This is a genomic window from Microbulbifer sp. VAAF005 (assembly GCF_030012985.1).
Lineage (GTDB): Bacteria > Pseudomonadota > Gammaproteobacteria > Pseudomonadales > Cellvibrionaceae > Microbulbifer.
In genome coordinates this window covers 1118931-1134675 of sequence record NZ_CP120233.1, presented here as the reverse complement: position 1 = coordinate 1134675, position 15745 = coordinate 1118931, and the positions used below count along the sequence as shown (strand labels likewise).

13 protein-coding genes are annotated in these 15745 nt (G+C 48.3%); 4 read left to right on the top strand and 9 right to left on the bottom strand.

The genetic code is table 11. From position 1 onward, the window contains the following. Nucleotides 1-38 precede the first annotated feature (38 nt). From P0078_RS04960 to P0078_RS04920, 9 genes are all read right to left on the bottom strand, one after another. Nucleotides 39-653, bottom strand: coding sequence for a bactofilin family protein (locus P0078_RS04960; RefSeq protein ID WP_282933371.1), 615 nt, complete (start codon nt 651-653; stop codon nt 39-41). A 1034-nt stretch (nt 654-1687) separates the two neighbouring features. Further along, the gene (locus tag P0078_RS04955) at nt 1688-2296 is read right to left on the bottom strand and encodes a helix-turn-helix transcriptional regulator (protein ID WP_282933370.1); all 609 of its coding nucleotides are present in this window, start codon (nt 2294-2296) and stop codon (nt 1688-1690) included. Between the two features lie 494 nt (nt 2297-2790). Further along, complete coding sequence (locus tag P0078_RS04950; RefSeq protein ID WP_282933369.1) at nt 2791-3576, bottom strand: PhzF family phenazine biosynthesis protein; 786 nt, start codon at nt 3574-3576, stop codon at nt 2791-2793. A 182-nt stretch (nt 3577-3758) separates the two neighbouring features. Continuing rightward, the gene (locus tag P0078_RS04945; RefSeq protein WP_282933368.1) at nt 3759-4487 is read right to left on the bottom strand and encodes a hypothetical protein; all 729 of its coding nucleotides are present in this window, start codon (nt 4485-4487) and stop codon (nt 3759-3761) included. 532 nt (nt 4488-5019) lie between these two features. After that, nucleotides 5020-5436, bottom strand: a complete 417-nt coding sequence (locus tag P0078_RS04940) for a YbaN family protein (protein ID WP_108732723.1) — start codon at nt 5434-5436, stop codon at nt 5020-5022. Between the two features lie 239 nt (nt 5437-5675). Beyond that, a complete protein-coding gene (locus tag P0078_RS04935) occupies nt 5676-6512 on the bottom strand; it encodes an energy transducer TonB family protein (protein ID WP_282933367.1) in 837 nt (278 codons plus the stop codon). Next, nucleotides 6509-6943 carry a TonB system transport protein ExbD gene (gene exbD, locus P0078_RS04930; RefSeq protein ID WP_282933366.1) on the bottom strand — a complete coding sequence of 145 codons (435 nt, stop codon included), beginning with the start codon at nt 6941-6943 and terminating at the stop codon, nt 6509-6511. The genes P0078_RS04935 and exbD overlap by 4 nt, the downstream gene beginning before the upstream one ends. Beyond that, the gene (gene exbB / locus P0078_RS04925) at nt 6943-7896 is read right to left on the bottom strand and encodes a tonB-system energizer ExbB (protein WP_282933365.1); all 954 of its coding nucleotides are present in this window, start codon (nt 7894-7896) and stop codon (nt 6943-6945) included. The genes exbD and exbB overlap by 1 nt, the downstream gene beginning before the upstream one ends. A 31-nt stretch (nt 7897-7927) precedes the next feature. Then, nucleotides 7928-8560 (bottom strand): biliverdin-producing heme oxygenase, encoded by a 633-nt coding sequence (locus P0078_RS04920; RefSeq protein ID WP_282933364.1) that lies wholly within the window; start codon nt 8558-8560, stop codon nt 7928-7930. 227 nt (nt 8561-8787) lie between these two features. Between P0078_RS04920 and P0078_RS04915 the strand changes: the two genes are divergently transcribed. The 4 genes from P0078_RS04915 (at nt 8788) to P0078_RS04900 (ending at nt 15718) form a co-directional block, all read left to right on the top strand. Beyond that, nucleotides 8788-9303: a sigma-70 family RNA polymerase sigma factor gene (locus P0078_RS04915; RefSeq protein WP_282933363.1), complete on the top strand. Its 516-nt coding sequence runs from the start codon at nt 8788-8790 to the stop codon at nt 9301-9303. 29 nt (nt 9304-9332) lie between these two features. Continuing rightward, a complete protein-coding gene (locus tag P0078_RS04910) occupies nt 9333-10319 on the top strand; it encodes a DUF4880 domain-containing protein (RefSeq protein ID WP_282933362.1) in 987 nt (328 codons plus the stop codon). A gap of 263 nt (nt 10320-10582) precedes the next feature. Next, a complete protein-coding gene (locus P0078_RS04905; protein WP_282933361.1) occupies nt 10583-13279 on the top strand; it encodes a TonB-dependent receptor in 2697 nt (898 codons plus the stop codon). 18 nt (nt 13280-13297) lie between these two features. Beyond that, nucleotides 13298-15718, top strand: coding sequence for a PKD domain-containing protein (locus P0078_RS04900; RefSeq protein WP_282933360.1), 2421 nt, complete (start codon nt 13298-13300; stop codon nt 15716-15718). Nucleotides 15719-15745: the final 27 nt, after the last annotated feature.

The following is a 15745-nucleotide window of genomic DNA, read 5'->3' as shown; positions in this document are numbered from 1 at the left end:
AGCCGGGGCCCATATTGAGGACTAGCTAAGAAGGTTTCTTAGCTTTCCTCAGCTTCTTCTTCGGTTTCTTTAGCGCCGAAGAGGTAGTCGCTAGTGTCGGACAGGCGAGAGGAATCGCTTGTGCTCGTGGTGCTGGAGGAGTAGGTAGAGCTACCGCGAGTACGGGCTGCGGGCTTCTCTTCTGCTGCGGGCAGATCTGGGTGTACCAGGCGATCAGAGAATTCCTTGTGGCGCTCTTTCATTTCGGAATCGGTATCAACCATGTCCATGGAACCACGGAATTTACCGCCGTCGTCCAGCTTGATTCTCGGTGCAATCAGATTGCCATTAACTTGGGCAGTGTTGCGGATTTCGATCAACTCATCGGCAAGGGCGTCGCCATCCAAGGTGCCTTCTACAACAATATTTTTTGCGTGGATATTGGCAGTAACTGCACCGCCAGTGCCAACAGAAAGATTGTGGCCAACCATGATCACGGTACCATCAACAGTACCTTCCACGTGCAGATCTTCGGTGCCGATCAGCTCGCCACGAAAGTTAATACCTTCACCCAGCACTGACTTGGAGCCTGAGCCCGAAAGAGATGATTGCTGCTCAACAGCGCTCATGCCCGCTAAAAATGGTGTGGAGTCATTGCTTTTGTCAGTGCTCATAGAAATAAGTCTCTCTGTTTAGAAAAGTCAGCTGTTGCGTCGATTGCACCGATAACCGTGGTTACAAGGTTGTCGATACGTTGGGTTTTTGTTAAATCGGAAAATCAAAATTTTCAAAAGTGATAAGGCACTTTTAATGGCGGGTACAGATTATTTTGATACTGAATAAATCTATCAAAGCAAACGACCCTACATTTATGTCAATTTTTTTTCTTTGCCATGAGTGTTTTGCTAAAAAAGAAAATTAGACTATGAGTGCTTTTGGTCACCTAAAATATCCCTGTCTCTGCCTTTTCCCTATTGTGCACATACCTTAAGAACGACTTCCTTTGTCCTTTTACAGTTTTCGTCTCTCTCGTAGAGTTGCAATGCACATTTTCTCGTGCTTGCATCAAGGTGAAGAAGAGGTTCTTCCGACCTTAAGCTACGATCGATTTTTGCGATTGCTCTTGATATCGCTATATTCTCGCTATTTACTTCAGACTTGACCTGTAAGTAAATATTTACTTCCTTTTGTGGAGGGCATACTTCTAATTGTCTGCTGATGGGTATCGAGCCTACTGGCACAAAACAATATATGATTGGAATACTACCTACAGCGAGCTTACCAGCGTTTTCGGTCCGGCAATCAATCAAGCTGACCTCGACTTGAATGCGCTGAATTTAGCACGGATTGCATGCTAAAAGTGTGACTTGTAGCACTTTTTGGTCGTGATGATCGTCGTTTCTTGTTTTTTAATCTACTCGCGATTTTCGGTATAAAATATTGCTGCAATATGCGACGCATTCATATGTAAAGAATTGTTTATGTTGGCATCTGGATTAATGTCTGAGCCTTGCATTCTTCCGCTTCCAAAATCTTACCCTAAATGTAAGTGTGTACTTATTTGCAATAACTACTAGGTGTGCTCAGGAAGGCAGTTTTCGCTAGGATATATATCACTCGCCGCATACCTCTCAGGCCCACCCACAACAAGGTAGGCCTAGGAGATATTCCTGATAGCGTTGATGAGGTGCCAGCCTTGCTGGGCAGGCTAAATTTCAGGGGTAATTTGGATTTTAAACGGGGTTCCGTTTGAAGTTTTAAACTCTACCTCTGCAGCTTGGTTGAACCCTGTCACCAGAATGGGGCTTGCTATCTGCTTATAACCACTAGAAGCCCCAAATTCATATATTTTCGTCTGTAATCGAATTTGGTTTTCAGAAACTTGCTCGGCAGATACCTCGAACCTAAGTGTGTTTTCGATTTGGATTTCGCTTTCATCTCCTTTGTTATTGAGGAGGCGGACGGAGGCCAGGTTCTCGTTTCTGGTGCTGGCATCTACCTTAAGCATTATTGGAGAAGCTGACGATAAGGAGGTATACAAGAGCAAAGTCGTACCCAGGGCCAATATTGCGGTGAGATATTTTCTGCCCTGCTTGGCCATCGATCTTTTCGGGTTTTCTTCAAGGATTATATCTATGGGCTCCAGTGAAAATGCTGAAGATATTGCTTTAATTGAATCTTGAGAGGCATTTCCACTTTTTTCTATCCGTTGAATGGTTCTAAGGCTTAATGATGCAACATCGGCTAGTTGTTGTTGACTCCAAGCTCTAGTTGTTCTCAGTTTAATAATTTTCTTTGAGTTAACTTTCATTTCCATACTTCTGTCCCCTGAAAATTGAGCTCCATTTTCAGGGGGGCAGTCCTTATTGGCTACGATGTTCCTGCGACGCTTACCTGACAGCTATATGACCTTGTCCAAATAATAGACTGTCTGTGCAATTTACGGTCAATGGTGGCGTGTTTGAAGGTTAGGTGATTCACTGATGTACTACAAGGGGCGCGCAATCTTTAACTATTGCCCTGGATCTACATTCTGGGTCAGGAAGACATCTATAGGCTCTAAGTTCTCACTTTGAGATAAGTAAAAGGCTAGGGTGTTGAGTCAGGTTGTAACTGGAGGTTCGGATAGTGGCTCTTCTGTTTTTTTTGGGGGGGGGGAGGTTACCACTAAGCAGAGCCGAAGAGCTTTTAATGAGAATATGTAGCAAGATGACTTGTGGAGCTCCTGAGCAATTCCGTAATATCTCTGTGAGCCAGTGATATCACAGAATTATTTAGAGGCTCCTTATATAAATTTTACTTTCCAAGCCATTAAATCTTAATACTGCCGTGAAGATAATCTACAGCGCCTCCCTTGAGAGAGACTCTGTTACTATGCAGTTCGCAGTGGATTAGTCCAGTCCGCTTGGAGAGTTGCTTAGCTAAAAGCACATCCTTTTTAAATTGTTGGCTCCAATATGGTGCCAGTTGACAGTGCGCTGACCCGGTCACAGGATCTTCGTTTACCTTTAATTTTGGATAGAAGCATCGGCTAACGAAATCAATATCGTTACTTGCCCCAGGAGCGGTAATGACAACTCCTCGTTTATCCAGCTGGGAAAGTTTTATAAAATTTGGTTTTACAGATTTTAGATCGGTTTCGCTACCCAACACAGCTATATAATCATATGCACACAGAACTTCTCGCGGAGTGATGCCGAGGCCATCAATAAGAGCATCTGGTGCCTCTGTGGATACCGGAATGCTAGCCGGAAAGTCCATACTATAGACAACTCCCGATCTCTGGACTAACAGTGGGCCGCTTTTTGTATCAAACTGGATGGTTTGGCCTGAGTATCTTAAATGAGTAAATAGAACGTGGGCAGCTGCGAGTGTGGCGTGGCCACATAAATCTACTTCTGCCTCAGGAGTAAACCATCTCAGAGAAAAGGTATCTTCATTTTTAACAAAGAATGCGGTTTCAGAAAGGTTGTTTTCCTCAGCTATCTTTTGCAGTGTCTCATCCGCAAGCCAGTTATCAAGAGGGCACACAGCAGCAGGATTACCTTCAAATACCTCGGAGGCAAAGGCATCTACTTGATAAATTGCTAGTTCCATTAGTTTTTTCCTTGAGCAATAGATGCTATTTTCGGTCAGTATAAAATTATTGTGATAGTTGGTGTGTTTATGCCAGATTGCTTTGTGGTACCAATTTTCTAAGGCTAAGGGAAGCTAGGATACTTATACCTGGGTGTCCTTTAGGGCGGGTCTTCAAAGTCCACAGAGATATAGCTAATTATTTACAGGCTCTCTAACTGCGCAAAGCGACGTTCGTAATAAAGCAGGCCGTTAGATATACGCATAATCTCAAGAAGGTCTCCAGAAGAAAATCCAACAACAATTTTAATCGGTGCTTCTTCACTGTATTGGAGAAGTTGTTCGTTTTTGCAGAGTTCTCGTGCTAGGAGGGATGTATAGCATAAGCTGAAACCAATGTATCCGTCTCTATTTAGGTGTTTCGGCTTGTTAGCTCCTTTACACAAGGCTGCAATATTTCTCAAATATCTCGAGCCCAAATCAGAATTCGAATATATCCAATCCCGTCTGCTTTTAAATAGTTGAGGAAGTAGTGTTAAGCTGATATCCGGGAATTCCCGGCCGATACTATCTCTGAATTCACGCAGCTCGAAATATAGGACTGAAGGAGAAAGCGAGTCCCCAGCAGCTACCAGTTCTGTATCGAACCATGTTTGGGCTAGGTCAAGTTCATCCGTTCCTAGCATAGTGGGCAGCTTTAGCCATGCCAAATTGGGGGTTCGGCCATCAGCCCAAAAAGAAAGGTTTTCAAGGCCGTCTTGGATGGATTCGTTTTTTTCCAGCGTATCGAAAATCACTTCATAGTATTCAGCTATAGACAAACCCCGAACTCCTGTCATATCCCATTTTTGCTCAGTATATCGATCAAGCAAGCCAGTGGGGACGTTTTTGGCATCTCCTTCTGATTCAGCAGTATGTGCGCTGGGGCGCAATCTAAAACAACCATCCCGTTCGAAATGAAATTCCAACAAAAGCAAAGAGAACGGACAGTACTGTAACTGGGATAATATGGTATACCAGTGCAGTGAGATTTTTTTCAGAAAGATTTGGAATGATTCGCAGCCTTGCGTCAATTGCCAGTAAGAAAGTGCATGCCAAAAGAATCAGTTTGAAGGATACCAGGCGAGAAATTGGATTGGAGAAGTTGAACCACTGGGATAAGTCAGGCAGTAGGGTATATGAGAGATATAGCCCGGAGAGTATTTGAATGAGCAGGGCGGGGATGCCAATCTTTTCGTAGCTGCTTTCAAACCGGGAAAGAAAAGCTACATCCTTATCCCGTAAAACTTTGGGTAGTATTGTGCAGGCAAGTATCAGATGCCCACCGGTCCAAATTGTTGCACCTAGAAGGTGAAAAAAGTACTACGTTGTACATCCTGTCCCCCAGACAAATCCTTGTTGGGGGACTATAGCGCTAAAATCTACGGGTGTCTGCTGCCAAATAGGGGTAGAAAGTAGCGTTGTCTACTCCCTGGGTTCCGGCCGTGACCAAATCCAGTAGGCGCCGCAGCTGATGCCGCCAATGGTAAAGCAAAGAAGGTAAATATTACTGATATGAAGGATGGCAAAAGCTAGGGATATAGCCATTGTCAGGCTGGCCAGTAACTTGGTTCTGCGGCTTACATAACCACTGCGCCAAGTCCGCAATAGATGCCCAAAGAGATGGTGTTCTTCGATCCATTGGTGCAGGCGCTGGGAGCTGCGTGATGCGGCCCAGGCACCGAGGACAATAAATACAGCCGACGGCAGGCCGGGAAGAATGGCTCCGATAATGCCAAGGGCGATAAAAAAGCAAGCAGCGGCGCCCCACAGCCAGCGCATCCAGCCCTTTGCCAACGGCGGGGTGTAGGACATTACGCTGTCTTCAGTGGATTCTTTCATTCGGTACCTCTACCTTCTAGCTTATTGCAGTAGTTGTGCATCAAAAGTAACAATATTTGTCCGCTTGGTCTGCTTGCTCATAAGCAGTTTGCCCAGCACCTAGTCAATAGAGTCAGCAGGCCGATAGGTCGCTAGTGCAGGGTAACGGATTATGTGGATGATTTCCTCTGTCCAGGGAGGTGACTTTCTGGTTTATGTGAAACCAGGCCTCCCAGTTCTGAGAAAGCAATTTATTTTGGTTAACGAATAAAAAATTCGACCGGAACAGCCATTGTCAGAGGATCACCGGGTACCTCTTCTGGTGGTCTAGGCAGTGGTTCTGCCCTGCGCACCAAGGCCACGACTTCTCGGTCGAGAGCCGAGATACCACTGGCTCGGTGCAGCTCAACCTTTAGTACCTTGCCTTGCCGGTCCATCGTGAATTGTACCCAGGGAATACCCTGTTGACGCCGTATTTGGGCGCTACGGGGGTAGCGTTTTCTTCGCTCAAGATGAGCCTGTAATTGGTTCTGCCAGGTTAATCTGGCTTGTGATTCCCTCTGGTTCAAGGCGCCCACTTCCGGTGCCGCAGCTTGCTCTGCTTCTGCTACATCTGCCGCGAGAGGGGCTGATGTTTCTTCAACAACAGTTTCTCCAGTAGCCTCTCCTCTGGAGTCTTGTTGCTGTGCGATTTCCTTCTCTTCCACTGGCTCAGGGGTCTCTTCCTTTTCCTCCGTGGGGGGCTCCTCTTCGGGCTTCTCAATGGCAATTTCCGAGGGGGCTTCTGGCAAAATAACAGGCTCTGACTGCGCAGAGGTTTTTTGTGGCTCGTTGCTCTGCTGGTTTGCGGGAGAGGATTCCTGTTGTTGAGGACCTACCGGTAGCGACGTGGGTGGTGCCACTGGAGCGGCTACCATACTGACTTCAAATACCTGTGGTGCTGCAGCGGGCGGCAGCGCCAGTTCGGATTTGGGCTGCCATAAAAAATAGACGGCAATAAGTCCGTGAAGGGCTAGGGCGCAGCAAAAGGCGCAGAGCGATAGAAAAAATCGCGGACGCCTTGCAGATTTTACCTTCGGGCCAGCCAAGAGGCTCATTGGTTTACGGTCGCCGGTTTATCCAGACCTACCAGAGCGATTTTCTGGTATCCGGCACTGGCAAGGCGGTTCATCAGGTCCATCAAATCCCCATATTCCACTTTGCTGTCGGCACGCAGAAGGATTTGCTGTTCTGTGCCAATTTCATTTGCCTGGAGTTCAGCAGCCAAGTTCTCCCGCACAATAACTCTGTCCTCACCGAGAGTCAGGGTGAGGTCCTTTTGCAGGGTGAGATATTTCGGATCTTCTGCCTGGGGTTGTTGTGGAGCTGTCGCCGAGGGTAGATTGACGGGCACGCTTACAGTGGCCAACGGAGCCGCAACCATAAAAATAATTAGCAATACCAGCATCACATCGATAAAAGGTGTGACATTGATATCGTGCTGTTCTGGCAGTTCTTCGCTATTGCTGCTGTTGAGATTGAATGCCATTAGTTGACGCCCTGAACCTGCGGTACTGCGCGCATTTTGTTCGCGCTAACCAGTTCGGCGAGCGGGCGAGCATTTGGGTGGTGGCGATCCAGGTCGCGACTAATCAGTACCATTAAGGCGGTGACGTTATCGGCTAATACCGCGCGATAATTGCCGATAGCCCGGGAAAAGTAGTTGTAAATTACTACCGCCGGAATCGCAGCAACCAGGCCGATCGCAGTTGCCAGCAGGGCTTCCGCAATACCTGGAGCCACCACGGCCAGGTTTGTGGTTTGGGTTTTTGCGATACCGATAAAGCTGTTCATGATTCCCCATACCGTACCGAATAGACCGACAAAGGGGGCGACGGAACCGATGGTTGCCAGAATCCCGGTGCCACGGTTCATGTCGGTAGCGAGAGAAGCCTGGACTCGTTCCAGGCGAGCCAGAACACGCTCTTTTAAGCCGTCATCTGACACTGGGCCACCAGAGGATAGCTCGAGTTCGTGGCGACTCGCTTCTACCAATAGCAGGGCTCCGCCGGTTTGGCCTGAAAGCTTCGATTCGGCATTGGCGAACGTATTGCTTTGGATCAGGGTTGCCAATAATTGTTTGGCCTTGCGACGTGTTATTACCAGCTGCACGGTTTTAAAAAGCCAAATCGCCCAGGTTAAAACAGAGGCCAACAGTAGGCCGATCATTACGCTTTTAACGACGATATCTGCAGCGTGATACATTCCCATGGGAGATAAATCGTGTGCGCTGAAAGCGGTATCTCCGACGTTGGAGGTTGCAGTCGAGGTAGAGTTGTCTTGATTTTCTTGCAACCCCACGGAGGTTTCCACATCTCCCCCAAGAACTATTTCTGTATTGCTTTGTTCGCTTGAGTTGGAATTATTTTCCTGCGCTAAAGCCGGTAATGGTCCCAATGTGCTGCCTAGCAGGCACAATAAAATTACAGTCCAGATTTTCATTACCGACTCCTGGCTTCAGGTGAAAAATAAATTAGGGTGTAGCGGGCGCTAATAATTGTTCGACATTTTGTCGTGCAAAAGCAAAGGCCTGTTTGGCCCCACTGAGGGCTACTTCTTTTTGCTCTTCGTTGAGTTCAAGAGCATCTAACGCAGTTTTGAATTGGCGCCAGTGTAACCCGCGACCGTCTTCATGTCCTGCCAAGTGGCGTGCGCCGAACTCTTCTGATAAATCCAGATGTTTGCGCGCGTACTTGAGAAGGAATGCTGCTCCTAAGTTGGAGCCTTCGACTACATAGAGCCAGCCAAGTGCAGAGTGGAAATCACTAATTGTGACTTCTGCTGCGGCTTGCTGATCAGCTTTCAAATCACTCTTGGGCATTTCGAAATCAGCACAGTCCTGGAGGACTGCTTCAGAGCGGTCTCTCTCTTTCAGGCCGGGCAAAAAATTATTTAATTCGTCACTTTGAAACCAATCAGACACCGCTTGATGCAATCGCGACTGCGTGCGAACAAACAGTGCATACCGCTCGCGATTGGAAAATGGTGACAAGGACATAATGCGTTTATCAAGACTCTCGTGGGTCGTATTAGTGCCTTCTTTCAGCCAAGCGGAAAAGGTGGGCTCTGTCGGTTCAATGGATTGGCATTCTGCTGGATTGCTCACGGGTTTTTTCCAAAACAAATTAAACAATAACCGCCCGGTTATTCCGGTGGCTTTGTAATGGGTGACGGACCAAATTCAAATTAACCCATCCCGTTGATCAATATTTTTTGAAAAATTCACCGGGTTATTCCAAATTGATATAACATTCTCAGCTCAGCTACTTTAAATGAGAATAGATATCATTTACAGTCCCCGCCCTCAAAAGATTACAGCGCAAGGTCTGAGTTTTGGCCCCGGAAACCCCTTCAACCCCAGGATTTGATGAGCTTTACCAAGAGCACCACGAGTGGCTTGTCCGTTGGATAGCGCGCCGAACTTCCGGTGTTGATAATGCCCAGGATTTAGCTCAGGACACTTTTATTCGTCTGCTGGATAGGCCGAGCCTGCCTGCGGGAATTCGAAGCCCGAGGGCTTGGTTAACCAAAGTGGCCGGGAACCTGCTGATCGACCAAGCCCGTCGCCAAGTGCTGGAGAAAAATTATTTAGCGCTGCTGGAAAATTTGCCGGAACCGGAATGTCCTTCCCCAGAAGATAAGTGGGAGCTATTGGGGCTTTTGGAGCAAATCGATCAATTGCTCAGTGGTCTGCGCCCGATAGAGAAAACGGTCTTTCTAATGGCGAGACTAGACGGCTTAACATACCGCCAGGTGGCCGAGCAGCAGGGGTTGAGCCTTTCCTCAGTAGAGAAATACATCGCAAAAGCCATGCTCAAATGCTATGCCGCTGCGTACGATAACGAATAATTTTCTATGGACTTGGAACTTGCTCGCTGATGTCAAACGCCCCAGAAAAAAATAGAGAAAAAATTCCTGAAGCGGTGCTGTTGCAAGCCGTTAGCTGGCGCGTTCGCCTGGGTTCCGGTGAGGCGCTTGACTCAGAGCGCGATGCTTGCAGTCAATGGCGTTCGGCGGACCCTCTGCATGAACTGGCGTGGCAGCGTTTTGAGCGGATGGAGTCACCTCTAGATACGGTGGCTCGCCGAGCGCCGCGTTTGGCCCATTCCACCCTAAATCAAACCGATGCAGAAATTCGCCGTTTAAATCGCAGGGCTGCTCTTAAAACCATGGGCGGTGGTGTCCTTGGGGCTTTTGCCGTTGGCCTGGTGGGATATGATACCGGTTTGCTGAAGTATATGTCCGCTGACTATTCCTCTGGTTCTAAGCCGGCCCAATATACTCTGGATGATAAGAGCCAGGTCTGGTTAAACACCGGAAGTGCCATTGAATGGGAGTCGGGCACAGCAATCCGTTCCCTTGTGCTGACTAAAGGTGAAATGCACTTGACCAGTGCCGCTGACCCGAGGCCAATGCAGGTATCGGTGCCTCAGGGGCAGCTGATTTCCCATGACTCACGCTTTTTTGTGCGCAATGGCGATGGCCACACGATTTTGCAGGTTGTGGAAGGTGGGGTGCAGGTTCAACCGAGTGCGGATATAGAGCCCTTTGCAGTTAAAGCGGGTGAGGCTTATCGTCTTACTGGAGCCGGTTCGCTCGCTCTGGACAGCAAGATGTTTGATTACAGCGGATGGATTGACGGGGTGCTTTCAGCTCGGAGCATGCCATTAGGGGCACTGCTTGAAGAGTTGTCTCGCTATCGAGTTGGTTTTTTACGCTGTGATCCGGCATTAAGAGATCATCAGGTTTCCGGGGTTTTCCAGCTTCACGATATCGACACCATCCTAAAAATATTGGCGCGTTCGGCGGGAGCTGAACTGAGCTATACCACGCGCTGGTGGGCAACGATTCAATTGCCGGGCTGATAGTAAGTCGCATCGCTCCCTGCCTTCCCCTATGCGTCCGGGCTGACGGTTTTTTCGGAACGGGCAACCTTTAATTCCTGCTCTTATTGCCAGATGACCACAAAAAAGTTATCCGAAGGTGTCATTTTTTATTTTTGATGACGCTTTTGATTGCTAGTTTTCCCTCCGAAGCAAAAAAAACAAAATAATTCTCATTTAGATTACGGGTTTTTGATTTTCGTTCGGCTTCCTAGTTATACACCTGAGAATAGGAAGCCGCTTAAATGCAGTCCCGCGCCCCGAGACATATTTTGCCCACCTTGTTGGCACTGTTGTTGGCCGTAGTTCCCGTATCGAGTTTTGCGCAATCCCAGCAGGGCAATACAGCGTTGATCGAATTCAGTTTGCCAGCGGGCAATCTGGGAGATGTGCTCAACCTCTATTCACGCCAGGCCGGGGTAACGCTCTCTTTCGACGAGAGCCTGGTGGAAGCTATTTCTGTTCCAGCACTATTTGGCAGCTATCGTGCAGAAGAAGCTCTGTTGAGCTTGTTGCGCGGTACTAATCTGCAAGCGGTTCCCGTTGGTAGCGGAGCCTGGTTGATCCAGTCCGCTGGCGAGCAGGATCTGATGGTGCTGGACAGCATCCAGGTTGAGACTCGAGATGGCGGTGAAAAAGACCAGGCATTTCGCGAGTCCGGTTCAGTAAATATTCTCACCCAGGAAAATATTGAGCGCTTTCGCGGTACCAGTGTTGGCGATATTTTCCAGGGCACTCCCGGTGTACTTATCAGTGAAAACCGAAATTCCGGTGGTTTGGATGTCAATATTCGCGGTATGCAAGGACAGGGCAGGGTTCCTGTCTTAATCGATGGCAGTCGCCAGGAAACAACGATTTATCGCGGTTATGCCGGGGTTTCCAGTCGCAGTTATATTGACCCAGATCTGATTGGGTCCTTGCGTATTGATAAAGGGCCAGTAATGGGCGCTGAGGGCACTGGCGCTACCGGGGGCGTTGTCAGTGTAAATACCCTGCGAGCGGAAGATGTTGTAAAACCCGGCGAATTGTCGGGTTTCCGTGTTCGTGTCAGTGGAGTTGGCAACAATAGCGAAGCTCCAGCGCCCGGTACCTATGCTGGCTATTACCTTCCACGAAATGCCTACCGTTCCGACTGCCGCTTCGCCAGCTATTGCACTGATGACTATGCAATGCCGGAGAGCTTTGCGCCTGATTACGGTATGGATAGCCCCAGCTTGTTGGATTTCGAAGGTTACGCGGCGAGTTTCGCAGGCGCCCAGCGTTTTGAGTGGGGTGATTTGGTGGTGGCCCACGCTCAACGTGAGCAGGGCAATTACTATGCAGGTACTGATGGTCCCGCACCGGAAGTGATTGTTGGCGAATCTCAAGAGTTGGCCTGGTATACCGAAACCCCGGTCACTCTTGTAGGGGCATCTCCATTCCGCGCGGGCGAGCAAATCCCCAATACCAATTTTTCTAGTGACTCCTGGTTATTAAAAAGCAGCCTCCATTTGCCAAAGGACCAGAGCCTGGAATTGAGCTACCTGCGCTATAACAGCACTTATGGCGAAATGATGCCCTCCCAGATTGTTTCTTTTGGGCAGGCGCGCCAGTGGCTTGATAGTGAGGTACTGAACCAAACTTATACCGCTCGTTACCGCTGGCAACCCGTAGAATATGACTGGGCAGATTTGCGTATTAATTTCTGGCATACCGATGCAGTTACCGACTTGAATACCCCGGATGTGGGTTCTGTTGAGCTGGAAGACAATACTGCGCGTACCGATGACTATCAGCGATTTGGTTTGGATATAACCAACAGCATGCGCTTCTACCCCATGGGTGAGCTGCGCTGGGATTACGGTATTTCTGCTCAGTGGGAAGATATGGATACCGATACTCCGGCAACCGATAGTTTTTATTCCGGTTCTCGCAGTGGTTGGCGCGATGAATACAGTGCATTTACCAGTATTGAGTGGCAACCATGGCCGGAGTGGACTCTTGAATCAGGGCTTCGCTATACCCGTTTCTCCTCAAAAGATAACAATGCACTCCCGCTAAGTACCAGCGACCCTGCATGTGTTGCTGATGGAGAAGGTGGCTGTTTACCGGTTCACTATAAAAATAATCACTCTGGCACTGCGCCAATGGTGGTCCTGACCTGGGAGCCGATTAAGGGCTTACAGTTTTATGCCCGCCATGCACAGGCATTGCGTATGCCGAGTCTTTTTGAAAATACCTCCGGTTGGTCGGTGAGCCCGGCGCTGGATATTCCACTGAGCCCTGAGCACGCTAAAAATAATGAAGTTGGGATTAACTACCTAAATGGTCAGTTATTTGAAGCAAATCATCAGCTGCGTGCAAAAGTAGCTTACTTCGAAAACCATGTTGATGATTATCTGACTCGCACCCAGCCCAATGCCTGGGAAGAGTCCCAAGATGGTCTCGACTTCTTCCGCATGCGTAATATCGACAGTCTCGACTTAAAAGGTTTGGAATTGAACCTTGGTTATGATGCTCACTGGTGGTTGCTGGAGCTAAGCGGTACCAAGTACAGCCATATAGAAGTCTGTAACGTCGGCAGTTACGTTCGCTACTACTGCACAGATTGGGGCATCCCGGAAAGTTATATCAATAACATGATCCCGCCAAACTGGCATGCCAGTGCTCATTTTGGTCTGCGTTTGTTCCGCAAAAAATTGGAGTTGGGGGTGCGCGGTACTTTTGTTGGTGAGCGGAATTCTATCCCTCGTTACAACGCACCCACTAGCTTTAATGAGCCTGTTTTATGGCACAGCTATGAAGTGCTGGATATTTATACCAGCTACCAATTTAACGATAGTTTCTCGATGGATTTCACCGTCGATAACGTGGCCGATAAATATTACCTAGATGCTTTGAGTCTTGGTCTTGTTCCCGCACCTGGGCGCACTGCGAGACTCAGTCTGACTTATCAATATTAATTATTTGGAGCACCACAGATGAAAAGAGCAATAGCCCTATTGGGCATGCTATGTCTGTCTCTCACGCTCGCCGCCTGCGGTGGTGGATCGGGCGGTAGTTCAGTTAAAAAACCCACTGCTAGTATCAGTTTGTTGTCTCCTGTGGATACTACTTTCTCTCTGGCAGATGGTGACGTTACTGTTCAGCTGAATGGAACTGATAGCAGCAGCCCAAGAGATGCGAATCTCACTTACCGGTGGGAGCTGATTGAGTGGCCTGAGCTTAGTTTGGCTGAGCTTACCAGTGCAGATGATGCTTACACTGAATTTACCGCAGACCTTCCAGGGGACTATGTGGTAAGCCTGATTGTCGATGACGGTACTGAAACCAGTGAAGCGGCTCGTATGACGTTGACTGCAACCAGCCCATATCCCGTAGCGATTACTGAACCTGTACACAGCATTATTCTGGGTACGGAAACTCTGGGTCTTGACGGTAGTCTGAGCACGCCCCCGACTGGTGAAACTGGGGACCTGGAATATTTATGGACCCTCGTTGAAAAACCTCTAGATAGTGCCGCATACCTGATAAATAGCGATTCAAGCAAGCCGACATTGCATTTGGATATCGAAGGCGAGTACAGGCTTGAGTTGGTTGTAACATACAACGGCGTTGCCAGTGAGCCCGCAGAAGTTCTGGTGACAGTTTCGGCGGGTGATGCACCTCCCGTTGCAGTGACAGAAGAGCAGACCATTGTTCTCGGTGAGCAAGTTGTATTGGATGCTAGCGAGAGTTATGACCCTGAGGGTAATTCGCTGCAATATCGTTGGAAATGGGATTCCAGTCCAGTTGAAACGGATGGCGTACCAATTCCTGAGTTGAAAGGTCAGACAACCTCTACCCTTAAGTTCACACCTGTAGCTGCCGATACTTACAATTTGATTTTGTTTGTTTTTGACGGTGCTAGAAAAAGTGAAGAGCGTGAAGTCACTATCGTAGTGGAAGCCGATTCCGATGCGGAAGTGAATGAGGCTCCAATCGGTGAGATTGAAGCAACAGGTTATTACCCATCCTACAGTATCGGAGAGCAGGAGCTGGGGCTTCGTGCGGAGTTCAATTTTGTTGGCTATGACCCGGAAGGCGATGCCCTGCAGATTATTGATGCGGAGCTAATCGAAAAACCTGACGGCAGCGTTGCAGAATTGGAAGACATTGGCTCCTGGAAGCCAATGGGTAAAAAAATCCAAGAGTTGGATGTTGTAGGCACTTATCGTGTAAGCATGACTGTTTCTGATGGGGCCAACAAGGTGACATTGGAAGCGACTATGGAAGCGAAGATTGGTAACGTAAATGGTTACCCTTCCACTCGAAGTGTCGAAGCCCAATCCAAGTCTGTTCTAGTGGGAGAACCGCTGATCTTTGATGCTTCCAGTAGTGACCCCAATGATGATCCGATGACTTTCCATTGGGAGCTGGTAGATAAGCCGGATGGTAGTAATGCGGTTATTGAGGCGGTCATTGAGCCCGAGAGTCAGGAGCTTCGCCGAGCGCAGGTAATTACCGATGTGCCGGGTTCCTATACTGCGCGTTTAATCGTAAGTGATGATCGTGGTTTATATGCAAAGACGTATTCTGAAGATGACGGTCTAGCTAAAATTTCCAATGCAGTACCAGAAATTCGCTCCGTAGTTTGGGCGCGCAACTGGGGTAGTCTGTCTACCGGGGAAGATTTCTACCAAATTCTACCGTGCATGTCCCTGTTGCACCGCCCGGTCGTAGTTGACCCGGATGGTGATGAAGTATTCACCTATGAAGAGCTGCATAGCGCTCCAGAAGATGGTGAGTACACGAGCTATCCTGATAGCGATGACTGTGAAAATACGACTGGCACTGTATTTTCCAAGGCGGGCACTTACGTATTCCGCTACTATGCTACTGACTTAATTGATAATGCGCCGAAATATGATTTTGTTGTAGAAGTTGAGCCCATGAGCAATGCTAAGGGCGTTCGTCTGCGGAATATTAACTCCTGGGATGAAAGCCTTTGGCTGCCGATGCCCTATGAGAATATTCCGACTTACGCTACCCCGTCTAACTTGCAATGGGATACCTCCGCGACGGAAGAGGAATACTTGCAGTGGTCAATGACTGCCGTTGACTCCGACTACACGATTGAAAATGTACAGGTTCAGCATATCAATGGTGACTTGAAAAGCCTCGCTCCCTGGTTTGAAGGACTGGAAGAGGGGCAGGTTATAAGTAAAGGCGAGTCTCTTAACTTTAAAACCTGGATGCCGACTGTGCCTTGTATTCGTACTGATGACAAAGCAGAGGGATTCCATTTCTCTTTCAATATTAAAGAAATTCCGGAGTTGAGCTTCACCTATGAAACCTGGGTGGCTGCTGATGACGGTATCTTTGGTGATTGGAGGGAGTGTGAAGCAGGGGAGTTGGATTAAATCTCCAGTGACTTTCGCAAGAACTCG